Consider the following 16,232-nt stretch of genomic DNA (forward strand, 5'->3'; position numbering starts at 1 on the left):
ACGAAACATGAGAACAACAGTAAATATTCAAGACCAAGTTTTAAATTCCATCCGTAGAGACAGTACCTTTGTAACAGTATTCTTACTAAATGGCTTTCAATTAAGAGGGCTTGTCAAAGGATTTGATAACTTTACGGTTCTTTTAGAAACAGAAGGAAAGCAGCAGCTTATCTATAAGCATGCGATCTCAACTTTTGCACCGCAGAAAAATGTAACACTTGAATTAGAATAGAAATATGAAAGCAGCCTTCAGCAAAATGGAGGCTGCTTTTATTTTGATTTTGATAGTTATTCCCCCTTGTTTCATAAGGAAATAAGAGAAAATATTTCTCGGGAAAGCGCATAGTACTACAAAACATCGCATTTATCAACAGTTTTTTTAACAGTTAAAATAATTTTCATATTTTTATATAGGCATTTGTCACGATTTTGCCCGCTGCAACGTATAGTAGTAAAAGAATGTGAGGTGAACATCTTTGGATCAAGCAGTCACATTTAAAAACAATGGTCAAATTAATGTGATTTTAAATGGACAAAAAAAGACGTATCATGAGAAAATCAGCGAATCAACATCCTATGAAATAAAAATTCCGAAAACACAGCCTCAGCATGTCATTCTTAATGAAATGGAAGCTGAATTAAACACTCTTGTAGGCATGGAAGAAATGAAACGGATGCTAAAAGAAATTTATGCATGGATTTATATCAATAAAAAGCGTGAGGAACAAGGTCTTAAAGCTGGAAAGCAATCTCTTCATATGATGTTCAAAGGAAATCCAGGAACAGGAAAAACGACAGTTGCCAGACTGATCGGCAAATTGTTTTTTCAAATGAATGTGCTCTCAAAAGGACACTTGATTGAAGCTGAAAGGGCAGATTTAGTCGGAGAATACATTGGACATACAGCACAAAAAACAAGAGATCTGATTAAAAAATCACTTGGCGGGATTCTTTTTATAGATGAAGCATATTCACTTGCACGCGGTGGAGAAAAGGATTTCGGCAAGGAAGCGATTGATACGCTTGTTAAGCATATGGAGGATAAGCAGCATGAATTTGTTTTAATCTTAGCGGGCTATTCAAAAGAAATGGATCATTTCCTCACCCTAAACCCTGGTCTTCATTCAAGATTTCCGCTGGTCGTGGATTTTCCTGACTATTCCGTAGAACAGCTGATGGAGATATCGAAAAGAATGATGATTGAACGGGAATACACATTCAGCAAAGAAGCCGAGTGGAAGCTTCGTGATCATTTAAATATGATTAAAACAAATATGGCTCCTGCAAAATTTTCAAATGGAAGATATGTTCGAAATGTCATTGAAAAATCGATCAGATCTCAAGCTATGAGACTTCTTACATCAGATCAATATCAGCGTGATGACCTGATGACAATTAAAAGCCAGGATCTCATCATAAAAGAATAAAGCCGCTGTGTGCGGCTTTATTAATGATGAATAGATTTGTTCGGCAGTCGCCATTTATTCGTATATGAGAGCACCCTGCATGCTACCAGCAATACAAAGAGTGTATATAGTTGAATGGCAGACTCGGCAAGGTTAAAACCTATGACGAGACCCGCAAGGACAGCCCATACTGCATAAATTTCAGATTTTAAGACAAGCGGTTTGCGTCCTGCTAAAAGATCACGGATGATTCCCCCGCCGCTTCCAGTTAAGACTGCTGCTACGACAACTGCACTTATAGGATGATTCATTTCTGTGGCATATAAGGCCCCTTGTATGGCAAATGCGGATAACCCGATTGCATCCGTCAGGTTTCCCCATTTTTGCCAGTGTTTAAGCAAGTTATTCGGAAATAAGAAAACGGTCGTCATTGCAATCAAAGCTATTTGAAAGAGCATACCCTGTTCCCAGAGGGCGGATACTGGCACGCCGATCAGCAGATTTCTGATCGCACCGCCCCCAAAAGCGGTAACGATCCCTAATATATATACGCCTAAAATATCATATTCTTCTTCCATCGCAACAATTGCACCGCTGACAGCAAACGCAATTGTTCCAATGATGCTTAAAACTTCCCAAGTCATACTTGTATCCCCTTTGCTTATGCGCTTTCTAGTTGTAACCGTTTTTGATTTTATATGGCGTCATGGAGAAATGCAACCATTTTCTTTCATATAACGCTGTATATAGGAAACAATTAGTGAATTCCTGTTTTTTTTGTTATGATGATAGTGCAAAATTATTGCTGAAAAGGATGATACACGTTTGAAAGAGAACATATATTCTGGAATCGAAAAAGTCATTCTGGTTGGCTGTCAGCTGCCTAAATTAGATGACGAGGCCTTTCAATATACAATGAGTGAGCTCGCTTCATTAACGAAAACGGCAAACGGTGAAGTTCTGATCCAGCTGTCTCAAAAAAGAGAAAGAATTCATCCAGCTACATACATAGGAAAAGGCAAAGTGGAGGAGCTGATTGCTCTTTCAGAAGAACTTGAACCGGACTTAATAATATTTAACGATGAGCTTTCCCCAAGCCAGCAGCGTAATCTGACGGCTGCACTTGATATAAAGATAATAGACCGGACGCAATTAATACTTGATATTTTTGCGACTCGTGCAAAGTCAAGAGAAGGTAAACTTCAAGTTGAGCTTGCGCAGCTTCAATACTTATTGCCGAGACTTAGCGGACAAGGCATAAACCTTTCCCGTCAAGGAGGCGGTATTGGAACAAGAGGGCCGGGTGAAACTCAGCTAGAAACCGACAGAAGGCACATTCGAAGCAGAATACATGAAATTAAACTTCAGCTTTCTGCCATTGTCAGCCACCGTAATCGGTACCGCGAGAGACGGAAGAAAAATCAGGCATTCCAAATTGCCCTCGTTGGCTATACCAATGCAGGCAAATCCACTCTTTTTAACAGAATTACAGATGCAGGCACATTTGAAGAGGATTTGCTTTTTGCTACATTAGATCCTATGACCAGAAAAATGACACTGACTTCGGGGTATCAAGCCCTGCTTACAGATACGGTTGGATTTATTCAGGATTTGCCGACTACATTAGTTGCAGCATTCCGATCTACATTAGAAGAAGTAAAAGAAGCAGACCTCATTCTTCATGTTGTTGACAGTTCAAATGATGACTATCAAAATCATGAAAAAACAGTATACAAGCTTCTTGATGAATTGAAGGTTACTGCCATCCCGGTCCTGACTGTATACAACAAAAAAGATAAGCAGTCAATTGAGTTCGTTCCATCGCCAAAAGCTGAGCATGTTTTGATCAGTGCATTCAGCGAGAGTGACATCGGTCTACTTAAACAGAAGATCCAATCTGTTTCAGTCGAGCAAATGGAGCCATTCAGCATTGAAGTCCCTTCGAGTGAAGGCAGACTCCTATCCCTTATTAAGACTGAAACGATGGTCGGACATTTTGGATTTAATGAAGAAACAAATGAATACGAAATACAAGGACACTATTTGCCCGCACACTCAATTGCCGGGCATATACAGATGTACAACAGAAAGGGCAGCAGCAATGTTTAAACAACTAAAATTTGGTGAGAAAATATCACAGCTATCTAATCAGGTAGAAGAAAAAATAGGACAGATTCATAAAAAGATCGACGAAAGAATGGAACTAAATCAGTACCGTGTGCTGAAAAGCTACAGAGATCACAAAGTAAGCGATTCGCATTTTATTCCTTCAACAGGTTACGGGTATGATGACCATGGGCGGGATACGCTGGAGAAAATTTACGCAGATGTCTTTGGAGGCGAGGCGGGGCTTGTGCGTCCTCAGATCATTTCAGGCACGCATGCAATCTCCATTGCTTTGTTTGGAGTCCTCCGCCCTTTTGACGAGCTCCTTTACATAACCGGAAAGCCATACGATACGCTTGAAGAGATTGTCGGAATTCGGGGGAGCGGAGTCGGTTCGCTCAGTGAATTTAAAATCGGTTATAAGGCAGTGGATTTAAAAGAAGATGGAAGCGTTGATTTTGAAGCTGTCAGAGCGGCAATCACGGATAAGACAAAAATGATCGGCATTCAGCGTTCTAAAGGTTATGCAACAAGGCCATCCTACACAATTGCTGAAATAAAAGAAATGATCGATTTTGTAAAATCAATTAAGAATGATCTGATCGTTTTTGTTGATAATTGCTACGGGGAATTTGTTGAGGAGCTGGAACCCTGCCATGCAGGTGCGGACTTAATGGCGGGTTCTCTCATTAAAAATCCCGGAGGAGGACTTGCCAAGACAGGCGGTTATTTAGTGGGAAGAACGGATTTAATTGAGGCATGCTCATACAGAATGACATCACCGGGCATCGGAGCAGAAGCAGGTGCTTCCTTATATAGTCTTCAGGAAATGTACCAGGGCTTTTTCCTTGCTCCGCATGTAGTCGCACAAGCTCTTAAAGGAGCAGTATTTACTGCTGCGATACTTGAAATGGCAGGACTCAATACAAATCCTTCGTGGGATGCTGTCCGGACTGATCTTATACAATCAGTTCAATTTAATCAGGCGGATTTAATGATTGCTTTTTGTCAGGCTATTCAATACGCATCCCCAATTAACTCTCACGTGACACCATATCCAAGTTATATGCCGGGGTATGAAAATGATGTCATAATGGCTGCAGGTACTTTCATACAGGGTGCAAGTATTGAACTGTCAGCTGACGGACCGCTGCGTGCGCCATTTACAGCCTATGTGCAAGGCGGATTAACCTATTCTCACGTGAAAATTGCCATATGCTCAGCTATAGATCATCTTCTTCAAAAAGGACTCATTCATTTATAATGTTAATGTCATTTTTCCTAACATGTTGTTGACACATTATATGACATGGGATATAATAAGACTAAGTTAAGAAAAGGAGGGAATACAATGGGTGATACAATTCGACGCACGATGCCCTTATTCCCGATCGGAATTGTCATGCAGTTGACAGAACTTTCTGCCAGACAAATTCGATATTATGAAGAAAATGGCCTGATTTTCCCTGCTAGAACAGAAGGAAACAGACGATTATTTTCATTTAATGATGTAGACACACTGCTTGAAATCAGAAGCCTTATTGAACAAGGCGTCAATATGGCAGGCATTAAGCAAATCTTTTCAAAGAAAGAAGAACGAATTGATTTGCCTAATGATGAACAGCCTAAAAAAGTGGAAAAACCGGATCTATCTGATGCTGAATTGCGAAAATTGCTGAAAGCTGAACTTATGCAGGCAGGGCGTTTTCAAAGGTCATCACTCAGACAGGGGGATATGTCTAGATTTTTTCACTAATGAACTAAGCTTCACTTAAATTAATCATAAATATATCTTTGTATTGTTAGGAGAGGATTTTTCAAAATGGCTAAGTATACGAAAGAAGATATTGTACGATTGGTACAAGAAGAAAACGTAAAATATATCCGTCTGCAGTTTACGGATATCCTGGGAACAATTAAAAACGTTGAGATTCCAGTAAGTCAGCTTGAAAAAGCTTTAGACAACAAATGTATGTTTGATGGATCTTCAATTGAAGGCTTCGTCCGCATTGAGGAGTCTGACATGTATCTTTTCCCTGATATCGATACATTCGTTATCTTCCCATGGACTTCTGAAAAAGGAAAAGTAGCACGTTTTATCTGTGATATTTACAGCCCGGATGGAACTCCATTTGACGGTGACCCTCGTAACAATTTAAGACGTATGCTGAAAGAAATGGAAGACTTAGGATTCACAGATTTCAATCTTGGACCTGAGCCGGAATTTTTCTTATTCAAACTTGATGAAAAAGGCGAACCTACTCTTGAACTAAACGACCATGGCGGCTACTTTGATTTAGCACCAACGGATCTTGGCGAAAACTGCCGCCGCGACATCGTGCTTGAGCTTGAAGAAATGGGCTTTGAAATTGAAGCTTCCCACCATGAGGTAGCACCTGGACAGCATGAAATTGACTTCAAATATGCTGGTGCAGTAAAAGCTTGTGACGATATCCAAACGTTTAAACTTGTTGTTAAAACAATTGCCCGCAAACATGGTCTGCATGCTACATTCATGCCAAAACCATTATTTGGTGTAAACGGATCTGGAATGCACATGAACTTATCACTATTCACAAACGGCGAAAATGCGTTTTATGACAAAAACAGCGACCTTGAATTAAGCGAAACAGCTAAACATTTCATCGCTGGCATCATTAAGCATGCACCAAACTTTACGGCTGTTACAAACCCGACAGTTAACTCATACAAACGTTTAGTTCCTGGCTACGAAGCACCTTGCTATGTTGCTTGGTCAGCACAAAACAGAAGCCCGTTAATTCGTATTCCAGCTTCACGCGGTCTAAGCACTCGCGTAGAGGTACGCAGCGTTGACCCTTCAGCTAACCCATACTTAGCAATGTCTGTATTGCTTGCAGCAGGACTTGACGGAATCAAAAACAAACTTGCAGCTCCAAAACCGATTGACCGCAACATCTATGTAATGACAAAAGAAGAGCGTGTAGAGAACGGAATCGTTGATCTTCCTGCTACACTTGCTCAAGCATTAGATCTATTAAAAACGGATGAAGTTATCATCAATGCCCTTGGCGAGCATTTGTTCGAGCACTTCATGGAAGCGAAAGAAATTGAATGGGATATGTTCAGAACTCAAGTTCACCCTTGGGAAAGAGAACAGTATATGTCTCAATATTAATACCTTCAAACCCCTGATGCCATTGGCGTCAGGGGTTTTTTGTTTTTTGGTCAAATTGGTTAATTTCATTTCCAATTGATGTGCGACCAAAATTTGACCAAAAAATAATTACTTTAAGACATTTTTCAACAAGCAAATGGAAAAGGCGCAAAAAACTCAGCTGTAGCATTGGCCACAGGAACAGACATCACTCGATCAGCTTCACGAGATGCAGGAGCAGCTATTGTGAACCTAGAAGATTACAAAAGTGGAAATGGTGAAGGGACTGACAATGGTAAAGTAACTAGTCAGGCTGCTCGAAATACTCATTCGAACGGTACTGTTTCGGAAGCGCGGAACTGGTTCAACTAAACAATCAGAAGGTAGAAAAAACGAAGAGGTCAAACCTTCTACTCAACGAACATCAGGATCAAGTACTCATCAACCTTCCCAGCATCGCAAGCCGTCAGGAAGAATGGAAAGTCACCAAGAGGTAGCAGCTTCAAGAGAATCAGATAAACACATTACTCGATGGGAAGCTGAGCAGCAGATCAAAAAAAGAAATGCAAACCCTTCTACTGAAACGGTCAAGAGATCAGAAAGCAGGCAACCAAGAGCAAAGGAATCCAAACGACGAAAATGATGTTGGAGAAAAGCATTCTGACGCAATTACATTTGATTGGATGAGCAATCCCTAGTTGTTGCGTCAGAATGGCTTTCAGAAATGAGATCATATGCAAGGCGTGTTGAAGAAAGGTGCAAAAGTTGCTGGAACCGTTGCCGTTCTTAAAAACCCTCTTACGTGGATCATTGCAGGTATCCTTCTTCTTCTTACATCTATTTTCGGAATCGCTTTATTCGTTTCTATCAGTTTGGGTGGTGAGAATCAATTTGAATCTGGAATGTCAGGCGAAGGTGCAGGAGGAACAGTGCAAGTGTCGGCTGAAGTCCTTCGATATGAACCCCTCATACGGAAATATGCAGAGGAATACGGGATTGGCGAGTATGTGGGGCTAATTATGGCTCTTATTCAACAAGAATCAGGTGGAAGGCATTTAGACGTTATGCAATCGTCTGAATCGATCGGACTTCCACCCGGGGCTATCACGGACCCTGAATACTCGATTCAAATTGGTGTGAAATACTTTGCAGACGTGATGAAACAAGCTAAAGGTGATGTTCATTTAGCTTTTCAGTCATACAACTTCGGTAACGGGTTTATTGGATTTGCATTAGAACGTGGGGGCTATTCGAAAGAAGTAGCAACCCAATTTAGTTCTATGATGGCTGCTAAAATGGGCTGGTACAGATATGGTGACGTGGATTATGTTGAACATGTTCTTCGCTATTATGATACTGGAAATGGCAGTGTAATGGTTGTAGGCGACGGTACCCAATCGTTTGATGTAGAGGAAGTTCATACGATTATGAAAGAGTTTCTTGGCCGGCCTTATGTATGGGGTGGCAGAACACCAGCCGCAGGAGGTTTTGATTGTTCGGGATTGCTCGAGTACGCCTTTGCACAAGTTGGGGTCGACATGTACGGAACAGCTCAATCCCAATATGACAAAACCGTCCCGGTTCCTGAAGATCAAATTAAACCAGGGGATCTAGTCTTTTTTTCTACCTATAAGCCAGGTGCCTCTCACGTTGGTATGTATGTGGGAGATGATCAATTTATTAATGCAAATGGCAGCAATGGTACGTCTTATTCATCCGTTCAAGAATGGAAAGGCCTATATCCATTCTTAGGTTTTAGAAGGATTCAGTAATGGGGGTGAAATCATGGAACCAAACCAAAAGAAAAATTACATCTTGTTGATGTGCGGATTTGTAGCAGCTGCCATCATCGTCGTGTATGTCTTCAGCTTGCGCTCTCAGCTGCAGGAAATCAGAGCCAATCAGAGAAATTATGAAGAACAGATTAATTCGTTATCATCTGTTCAACAAAGCGAGGCTGTAAATACAAACCGTGAGTTCCTTGAATCGTTTTTCACCTATGAAACCACAGCTGAACGATATAAAAAAATAGAACCTTTCATGACCGATCAAGGATTTAAAGCAACCCATCCTTCAGGGACAGAACTTCCGGATTCAGAAGAATCGGTAAAATCGTCCATGGTAGGGCTGAAACCCTTTGAGTATCAGTCATCGAAAACGGAAGCAGAGTTTTTTAATGAGTTTAAACTCTCGACAGAGTTTAATAATGTGGCCAGCACAGAAACGGTGATTGTCAAAACGTCCTTGATCTATGTGAAAGAGAAAGGTTGGAGAATTGATGATGTCGAGTATGTTGGCGAGTTAACAGGACGATCTATGTAACGCTATTGAGTGCAGATGAAATATTCTTTTAAAAATTATTAAAATGAGGTGTAACTGTGGAACGTCCTTTTATTCCTTCAAGTAATCCCCGAATATTTAATCTGACTGAAGAAGATATCGAGTGGTTTGATGACTTTTTTCAATCAAAAGAGTTTGCAGAAGCTTTAGCAATCGTTTGGGGATTTGGCTCTCATTTTGTTGATTCATTTGCAGTTCGTAATGCGAATCATACGGTGGTAGAACGGTTTTCTCAGCTAGTGAGAAAAACACGACCTTTACATTCTTATGAATGTAAGGATAAAGCAAAACCATATATACAGTGGGTATGCGCTATGCATTATTTACATCCTTTTGTTTTGAGAATTAAAAATATGGGGTGGGTAGGAAGTAACCATGAAAATAAACCATATCCTAAAGGGAATTTTGATGAAGAAGTGTTCGTTAAAATGTACATTAAATTGCATCATTCATTAGATACTTCCTACAGTAAGTCTATTAAATATACCCGTCCTCGTCTTAGGATCCACGGAACAGCAGATGTACTAAGTCATATAAGTCATTTTCATTTTAATCAATTGAACGTAGGAGAAAAGAAAATTCAAAATCATAAACAAACTACCCGAACGAAAACGCTTCAATATACGTAAAAACTAGAAATTCCCCAGATCTTAAATTATGTAAAAGCTGAAGAATCAATTAAGAAATTTGATTCCTTGAAACTAGGATATTAATTTTCAGCTGATAGTGAACACGTAAATACGTTTTATAACCTCTGCATGTGGCGGTACCCCTTGAAGACGAAATCAGCCATCGCGGGCAAATACGCATAATCAAAAATTGCTACAAAAGCAGACCGAATAAAGAGAAAATTGACAGCATATGAGCTGTCAATTTTTCAATCTATACCGATTTATACTGGCTACAATGTAAGCTTGCAGTGGATTTAAAATTAAGTTCGAAAATTCATAAAAAAATTTGATGAAAAATTCTGTTTTGATAATGCTAGATTCTCTTTCGAATTGTCGAAGTAAAATCCAAGGAATGACTATTAAAATCACGAACGAAATTTCTTGGAAATGATTCCTGAATTGCCGAAAAGACGAACGATTTTTAACCAGTTACAGCTGCAAATCGATGTTGTACCCGAACAATCCCCCTAAACCTTGGGCTTTCCCCAAACCCACTGGGAAACATTTCTCCAGACCCCCTTTATCGAACTCCCCAACCCCTCAGTCCTTGAGGGGCTCCCTCGCCGGGAGGCAGGAACAAACGTGGTTTGTTCAATGCCAAGAGGGTTTGGGTGTAGTAAACCTGTCAACTCCTTAAATTCCTTCCACTCCGTTTCAGTCAGACACTTACCGTTGACAAGGGCGTTTAATAAGTGTTTTGATTACCAGTCTATAAGGAAAAATACCAAAATTAGTAAGAAAGGTCTATTGTCGTTGGAAATTATATCCTTTATACTCACCTTGTCAAGGAGGAGAGTTTGATGAAAAAAAAATGGTTAGTAGCAATATCCGCGATTGCACTTGTGGCCTCGCCACTTCCCTTTCAAACCGCAGACGCATCCTCAGAAAATGAATCGGTTCAAATGTCAGAGTTACCACCTGAGCTTGAACCCATTTTGAATGTAGCACCTGAACACCAGCCTACCTTGCAGCAAGGAAGTGCAGGTATAGAGGTTGAATTCGTTCAAGTAACGTTAAACCATTCTGGTTTTGAAACCGAAGTGGATGGACTGTTCGGAGCGCAAACAGATGAACAAGTGCGCCAGTTCCAGTCCGAGCATGGATTAGCTGTTGATGGAATTGTTGGTGTGGAGACATGGACTGCTATGTTCAATGAACACCAAGAAGTCATATTTCCAGTAGAAAAAGCGATTACTTATGCAGAGGAAGCCCTAGATAATGATGATCTAGTGTTTAGTAGCGATGGTGTGCTTCATAAGGACTCAGATGGAAAAGTATTTTATTCTTTGAAAGCACAAAGTCAAGATTTAATTGATGGCGGAGGTACTGGAACGGTCGGATTCTATGATGTGTATCAAAATGGAGATGTTGTGGAATCAAAACCAAGATAGAAACTTGATTTATATGAATCACTGAAAGGCTTTCTCCCGTTTTATCAACCCTTGAACAAGATCCCAAAATATCAGATGAATACTCTATACAAAACTAGTTAACATAATCAGATATTATAGGCATATAAAAAGGATCTTCGAGTTGTTGTGGAAGATCCTTTTCTTGTTTAATTAAGCAACTGTTAGTTGAATAAGTCCCGATAAAGCTGCAATTAAACCTATCAAAATACCTGATATTAATATCGTCCATAGAATAATATTCAATGGATTATTCAATCCCATTACTTCTTGCCATTTTGCCTTATAAGTATTGTCATTTACATGATATCTCTTTAATTGAAAATAAAGATACATATTGAGCATGATAGAAATTATTAAACTAATAATTAAAGCTACAATCATTGTATTAATTCCCCATTTTTATTAGTGATTACGATTTAATACGTTTCTTGTGTAGGAAAAGTTCCAACTATTGTAAATTTCTATTGAGTATCGGACCTGTTGATTTAGTCAACATAAGCGATTTTATCGGTAATTAAAAAACTACCCTTTAAGGGGTCCAGCCAACTTTTTAACCCTTTTATACGTTAAGACATTTTCTACCATATAATGATACATAATCACCTAAATATATTCATTATGTATCATTTAATAATTAATAAATTCCACTAAAATTAATAGGAAGCAAGAAAACCCTTATGTATCAAGGGATAGCGATTTTTAACCAATGATACATAAATACAATGAGTATCATTGACACGAAAGGAAGCTTAGCGTAATAAAAACTGACTTCCAACTTCCATAAATTGTCTTAGCGTATATTTCCGTTAAAATGTTGGCGGTACCCCCCCTATAGGTATTCCTTTGAGATTGGCTCATATTACTGACAAAATTTCATATCAACAAGGGATTCCCTTTCAGTTCTTGAATAATCATTGAAGAAAAACATAAGTTTTTTAAAAGGAGGATAAGGTAAATGATTGACTACGTAGTGAGTAATAAGGAATGGATATTCTCAGGTGTAGGTGTTGTGTTTCTAGGTTTTCTATTTAAAAACATTCTTAAAAAACTTTTTATCAAAAAGGATAAACTGCAGCAGGCTAATAATCATAAGATTATAAAGAACAATTTTACTCAAAAAGCAGGAGATAATTCTCAAAATATTATGGGGAATAATGTGAAAATTACTAATAAGAAAGAAAATGAGGATATATAAATGTTTTCTGATAATTATAAACAAACCGGAGGTAATCATTCGAATAATTATCAGGCGGAAAACATGCAGATACATCAATATAATGGAATATCTTACTCTGATGTAAAACAACTTACACTTGATATTTTTGAGGCTAATTTCTATAGATTGTCTAAAGAGGCAAGCGAAACTGCTCTTCAACGTGTAGAAGAGTTGATGGACAAATTTTTAGGAAAGTTGAGGAATCAAAGTCCACAATTATTAGATAACATGAATGATCCTGATGTGCAATATAACTTATATAATGTGCAAATGGCATATGCTAGATCAGGAGACGAAAAGCTAGGAGAACGACTATTATTAATGCTTTTAGAGCGTATAAAAGAAAAAAACAGAAATTTGAAGCAATTAATTTTAAACGAAGCTATAGCAGTCCTACCAAGACTTACCGAGACACAATTAGACATACTAACACTTATATTTGTATATACAAAGGTAAAATTCAAAAATATAGTTTCCTATGAAACTTTAGCAAGAAAGTTAGAGGAAAATATAAATCCTTTTTTGACAAATGATTCTAGTGCTAATGACTATGACTTTAGTGACTATTTATATTTAGAGTCTCTAGGTTGTATTAGGAGTAAATATGTTCCAAAATCTTTCACTAGAAATACATCTTATAAAATAACAAAGGATCTTACAGGTTTGTATATGGATCGTTATCCGCTGTTATTTTCTAGTGGAGTGGATGTACTGACATTAGAAGGCATGCTTAATGGGTTTCGTTTAAATAAAAAAGAAAAAGCAAAGGTTGAAACATTACTAATGTTTTGTATAACAACAAGCCTAAATCAGTATAATGGAAGGGTAAAGACACCAATATTGGACAATAAAGCAGTAGTAAATGAACTAATGGAATTAGGAGAAACAAAAGAACTATTTTATAATTATTCTTTACAATTAGATACTTCAATATTTGATGAAAAAATGGCAAAGCAGAAAGCAAAGGAATTAGAATTACCAGAGGAGATAATAAATAAACTTTACAAGCTTTCTTGTGATTCTATAAAGGTTAATAATGCAAAAGAAATCTTAATGTCAATATACTCTAATTATGGTTTGTTCTATGAAAGATGGGAAAAATCTAATGTATGGGGTCTAACACAATTAGGAGAAGTACTTTCACACGCACACTACATTAGTAAAATCAAATCTGAGCCTAATTTAAGTAACTGGATGGATGGCAGGTATGGCTGATAAATGTAAATAAAATTGTTTACTCTCAAAAGCGTAAAACCGCATTCTGTAGATTTGAAACAAAGTTGAACTGTTTATAAAAAGTCGCACCGTTTTACCCCTTTAGATAACCATTGTAAATGTCAAAATAAGATTGTACAAATTAGATTGAATAGTGATGTACATATTTGATTTTATGGATGAATATTCCATTTTAATCATAGACCGTGATAACTTGACACGGAGCCTCTACGGGCATGAATTTCGAGACAAGAAGCCAGCAATATCAATAGCTGGCTCCACCTGACAAGGCTATCATGCCCGTCTCTCCATGTAAAGTTTCACTCAGGCAATCAGCCAAATTGTACATTCTTAAACAATCATTATTGCACATAGTTAAATTAGCATTTGTAAACCATTTTCAAAGGGGTAAAACGGTACATCTTTTTTATAACATCGTGACTTTTTTTCAAATCTACATTAAGTTGTGTTTTCACTTTCGCCGTGGTTTACGCTCATCTTGAAAGCTATGTTTTTTCCTATGTTTTCAATCAATAAAAGAGCGCTGAAGATGCCCTTCAGCGCTTTTATTGTGCCGTCCATTTCTCGAATGATGGGATACGTAGATAGCCCTTTTTGGCTAGGTTGCGATATTTCACAACCCCTTTTAATTTTGGGTCCAAATAAATAAAATCATCCGTTTCTGTCTGGATATGTTTTTTATATTCCGCATATAATTTTTTTCGGTCTGCTGGTTTCATAAATTCCATTAAGCCAGCAGGTGATCCATCTTCAAAAGAGAGCAGCACACCAAATTCTTTTTTGCGCAAGCCAGTGATCAATATGTTTTCATACTGATAGTTGATTACTTTCAGCCATTGATCAGAGCGAGTACCAGGACGATACTTTGAATCAGCTTTCTTTAAAACGATCCCTTCAAGACCTTGTTCCTTGATCAAATCAAAGTATTGACTGCCGTGGCCTTCTATATGCTGCACATAAGCAATTCTATTGTCTGTAGGAAGAATGCTTTCCAGTAGCATTTTTCGTTCAATTAAAGGCTTATTCATCATGTTTTCGTTCTTATAATATAAAATATCAAACACGCAATATTGAATGGCATGCAATGATTTTGAAGACTGAAATCGTTCCATCATTAGTTCCCAATTGGGTTTGCCTTTGTGATCCGTTACAATAATTTCACCATCGAGAATAGTTCCGGAAGGAATATCGATCGTATGCAGCTCTTTGAATTTCGAGCTTACATCGTTTTTGAGCCGTGTATATAATTTCACCTTTCCATCGAATTTAGAAAGGGTTATTCTGATGCCATCAAGCTTCAATTCCGTTAAAAACTTTAAATCAGAAAAAGCTTCATTCGATTTATGAAGCAACATAGGAGAAATATACAAATAAACCACCCCATCTAATTATAATGGTTTAATAGAACATATTAATTAGTGGAGTATTGGAATTGCAGGGGAAAGTTGATAAAAATATAGCTCTATCTAACCAACAATTATGACCTTCAGGTCAAAAAGGAAAGTCTTTAGGCTTCGATCTTCGATCGAATTAAAAGCTGTCGGTGGTCCTGTTTGTTTGTCTGCCTTTCGTCGTCTAATCGTAGCATGGCAACGGGGCGAGTCAAGGCACGTAAAAAATTTTTATCACAATTTTCCGCAAGCTCCAAATTGTGATAAAAATTTTTTCCTTTTCGCCTTGACTAGCCCCTTTCTGCCATGCCGTTATTCGTCTCTGACGAAAGGAGGTGACATGGAGATCATCTTCCAAGCAATCGCAACGATTGCTAGCTGCATCAGCGCGGTTTACGCGGTTCGGAACTTCCACTGGACGCACAAGAAGCCGAAGGGCAAGCACCGGAAGTAATCCGGAGAGCCGGGGTGAGGGAAACCTTGCCTCGGCTTTCTTGCGTGTCTTGAAGGCAGTTTGTTCAAACTTTATTTCAAGGCTACATGTGTAGCAATGAAGAAAAATATTCAGAATAATATTTATTTTCATAATTTACCATGTTAGGATATTTATGTATTTCAAACCATTTTAGGGGGATGAGGAAATGAAAACTCTTAAGAAATGGGCAACGATGATTGGTGCTGTAACAATGTTAGTTTCTATATTTTCTTTTGCAGCACCAATGCCCAAAGTGGAAGCCGCAGTTGCTAATGGATCAGACCCGATTGCTACAGGATGTGCTAGAGATGCAATAACAGTACCTGATTGGAATAACACCAGTTGGTTTAGTAGTGCCGAAGTTGAACTTCGCTATAGCCCTAGTTGTAGAAGTGCTTGGGCTAAATTAACTCTTGGTGGTGACCCGGCAATAACATCTGGAAATGCACGAATTACACGAAATGATGGCGTATCTTATTCATGTTCTGCCCAAAAATCACTAGGAAAAAATTCTTGTTATACGAGACAGGTTAATGATGCAGGGTATACCCTATCGGCCAGTTGAGAACGAATAAATTCTAAGATATTTTTTGCTTTTGGATCTTCATCTCGTTCATTTAATTCTTTAAGTTTATAAAACAAATTTGCTATTAATACTGAATACAACATAACTATAGCCGATCTATAATTCCCAATAGAATAAGAACTTAATACCTCTTCAAAATATTCTCTTGTTTTAGGATTGTATATTTTTTCTGTAGCTCGATCTATTGAATATTCAATCATATTCATCCCCCATAAGATAATTACTTTAAACCCGAAGACCCACTTCCAATTATGATA

17 protein-coding genes are annotated in these 16,232 nt (G+C 38.2%); 13 read left to right on the forward strand and 4 right to left on the reverse strand.

Annotated features, from left to right (window positions below; translation table 11 throughout):
* Positions 1-7 precede the first annotated feature (7 nt).
* Positions 8-232 carry an RNA chaperone Hfq gene (gene hfq, locus LIT25_11205; protein USK35812.1) on the forward strand — a complete coding sequence of 75 codons (225 nt, stop codon included), beginning with the start codon at positions 8-10 and terminating at the stop codon, positions 230-232.
* 244 nt (positions 233-476) lie between these two features.
* Complete coding sequence (spoVK, locus tag LIT25_11210; GenBank protein USK35813.1) at positions 477-1,427, forward strand: stage V sporulation protein K; 951 nt, start codon at positions 477-479, stop codon at positions 1,425-1,427.
* A gap of 20 nt (positions 1,428-1,447) precedes the next feature.
* On the opposite strand, the gene LIT25_11215 is transcribed toward spoVK, so the two are convergent.
* Positions 1,448-2,050: a trimeric intracellular cation channel family protein gene (locus LIT25_11215; protein USK35814.1), complete on the reverse strand. Its 603-nt coding sequence runs from the start codon at positions 2,048-2,050 to the stop codon at positions 1,448-1,450.
* A 181-nt stretch (positions 2,051-2,231) separates the two neighbouring features.
* Between LIT25_11215 and hflX the strand changes: the two genes are divergently transcribed.
* The 8 genes from hflX to LIT25_11255 all read left to right on the forward strand — a co-directional run bounded on the left by hflX (position 2,232) and on the right by LIT25_11255 (position 11,050).
* A complete protein-coding gene (hflX, locus tag LIT25_11220; protein ID USK35815.1) occupies positions 2,232-3,515 on the forward strand; it encodes a GTPase HflX in 1,284 nt (427 codons plus the stop codon).
* Positions 3,508-4,776 carry a methionine gamma-lyase family protein gene (locus LIT25_11225; GenBank protein USK35816.1) on the forward strand — a complete coding sequence of 423 codons (1,269 nt, stop codon included), beginning with the start codon at positions 3,508-3,510 and terminating at the stop codon, positions 4,774-4,776. Before hflX ends, LIT25_11225 begins: the two co-directional genes overlap by 8 nt.
* Before the next feature lie 87 nt (positions 4,777-4,863).
* On the forward strand, positions 4,864-5,268 hold the full coding sequence (locus LIT25_11230; GenBank protein USK35817.1) for a MerR family transcriptional regulator: 405 nt from the start codon (positions 4,864-4,866) through the stop codon (positions 5,266-5,268).
* 66 nt (positions 5,269-5,334) lie between these two features.
* Entirely contained in the window at positions 5,335-6,669 is a 1,335-nt protein-coding gene (gene glnA, locus LIT25_11235; GenBank protein USK35818.1) for a type I glutamate--ammonia ligase, read from the forward strand.
* A 713-nt stretch (positions 6,670-7,382) separates the two neighbouring features.
* Positions 7,383-8,420 (forward strand): bifunctional lysozyme/C40 family peptidase, encoded by a 1,038-nt coding sequence (locus LIT25_11240; GenBank protein ID USK35819.1) that lies wholly within the window; start codon positions 7,383-7,385, stop codon positions 8,418-8,420.
* A gap of 13 nt (positions 8,421-8,433) precedes the next feature.
* Complete coding sequence (locus tag LIT25_11245; GenBank protein USK35820.1) at positions 8,434-8,970, forward strand: hypothetical protein; 537 nt, start codon at positions 8,434-8,436, stop codon at positions 8,968-8,970.
* Positions 8,971-9,026: 56 nt separating this feature from the next.
* On the forward strand, positions 9,027-9,617 hold the full coding sequence (locus LIT25_11250) for a hypothetical protein (GenBank protein ID USK35821.1): 591 nt from the start codon (positions 9,027-9,029) through the stop codon (positions 9,615-9,617).
* Between the two features lie 842 nt (positions 9,618-10,459).
* Positions 10,460-11,050: a peptidoglycan-binding protein gene (locus LIT25_11255; protein ID USK35822.1), complete on the forward strand. Its 591-nt coding sequence runs from the start codon at positions 10,460-10,462 to the stop codon at positions 11,048-11,050.
* Between the two features lie 171 nt (positions 11,051-11,221).
* Here LIT25_11255 and LIT25_11260 read toward each other — a convergent pair whose 3' ends face one another.
* The gene (locus LIT25_11260; protein ID USK35823.1) at positions 11,222-11,452 is read right to left on the reverse strand and encodes a hypothetical protein; all 231 of its coding nucleotides are present in this window, start codon (positions 11,450-11,452) and stop codon (positions 11,222-11,224) included.
* Between the two features lie 574 nt (positions 11,453-12,026).
* Between LIT25_11260 and LIT25_11265 the strand changes: the two genes are divergently transcribed.
* Both LIT25_11265 and LIT25_11270 read left to right on the forward strand, forming a co-directional pair.
* The gene (locus LIT25_11265; protein USK35824.1) at positions 12,027-12,266 is read left to right on the forward strand and encodes a hypothetical protein; all 240 of its coding nucleotides are present in this window, start codon (positions 12,027-12,029) and stop codon (positions 12,264-12,266) included.
* Positions 12,267-13,502, forward strand: a complete 1,236-nt coding sequence (locus LIT25_11270; GenBank protein ID USK35825.1) for a hypothetical protein — start codon at positions 12,267-12,269, stop codon at positions 13,500-13,502.
* Positions 13,503-14,068: 566 nt separating this feature from the next.
* Here LIT25_11270 and LIT25_11275 read toward each other — a convergent pair.
* Positions 14,069-14,893 carry an ATP-dependent DNA ligase gene (locus LIT25_11275; GenBank protein USK35826.1) on the reverse strand — a complete coding sequence of 275 codons (825 nt, stop codon included), beginning with the start codon at positions 14,891-14,893 and terminating at the stop codon, positions 14,069-14,071.
* 662 nt (positions 14,894-15,555) lie between these two features.
* On the opposite strand from LIT25_11275, the gene LIT25_11280 reads away from it, so the two are divergent.
* A complete protein-coding gene (locus tag LIT25_11280; protein ID USK35827.1) occupies positions 15,556-15,954 on the forward strand; it encodes a YjfA family protein in 399 nt (132 codons plus the stop codon).
* On the opposite strand, the gene LIT25_11285 is transcribed toward LIT25_11280, so the two are convergent.
* On the reverse strand, positions 15,906-16,175 hold the full coding sequence (locus tag LIT25_11285) for a hypothetical protein (protein ID USK35828.1): 270 nt from the start codon (positions 16,173-16,175) through the stop codon (positions 15,906-15,908). The genes LIT25_11280 and LIT25_11285 overlap by 49 nt on opposite strands.
* Between the last annotated feature and the right edge of the window lie 57 nt (positions 16,176-16,232).

This window comes from Bacillus sp. F19, assembly GCA_023823795.1.
Taxonomy (GTDB): domain Bacteria; phylum Bacillota; class Bacilli; order Bacillales; family Bacillaceae; genus Bacillus_P.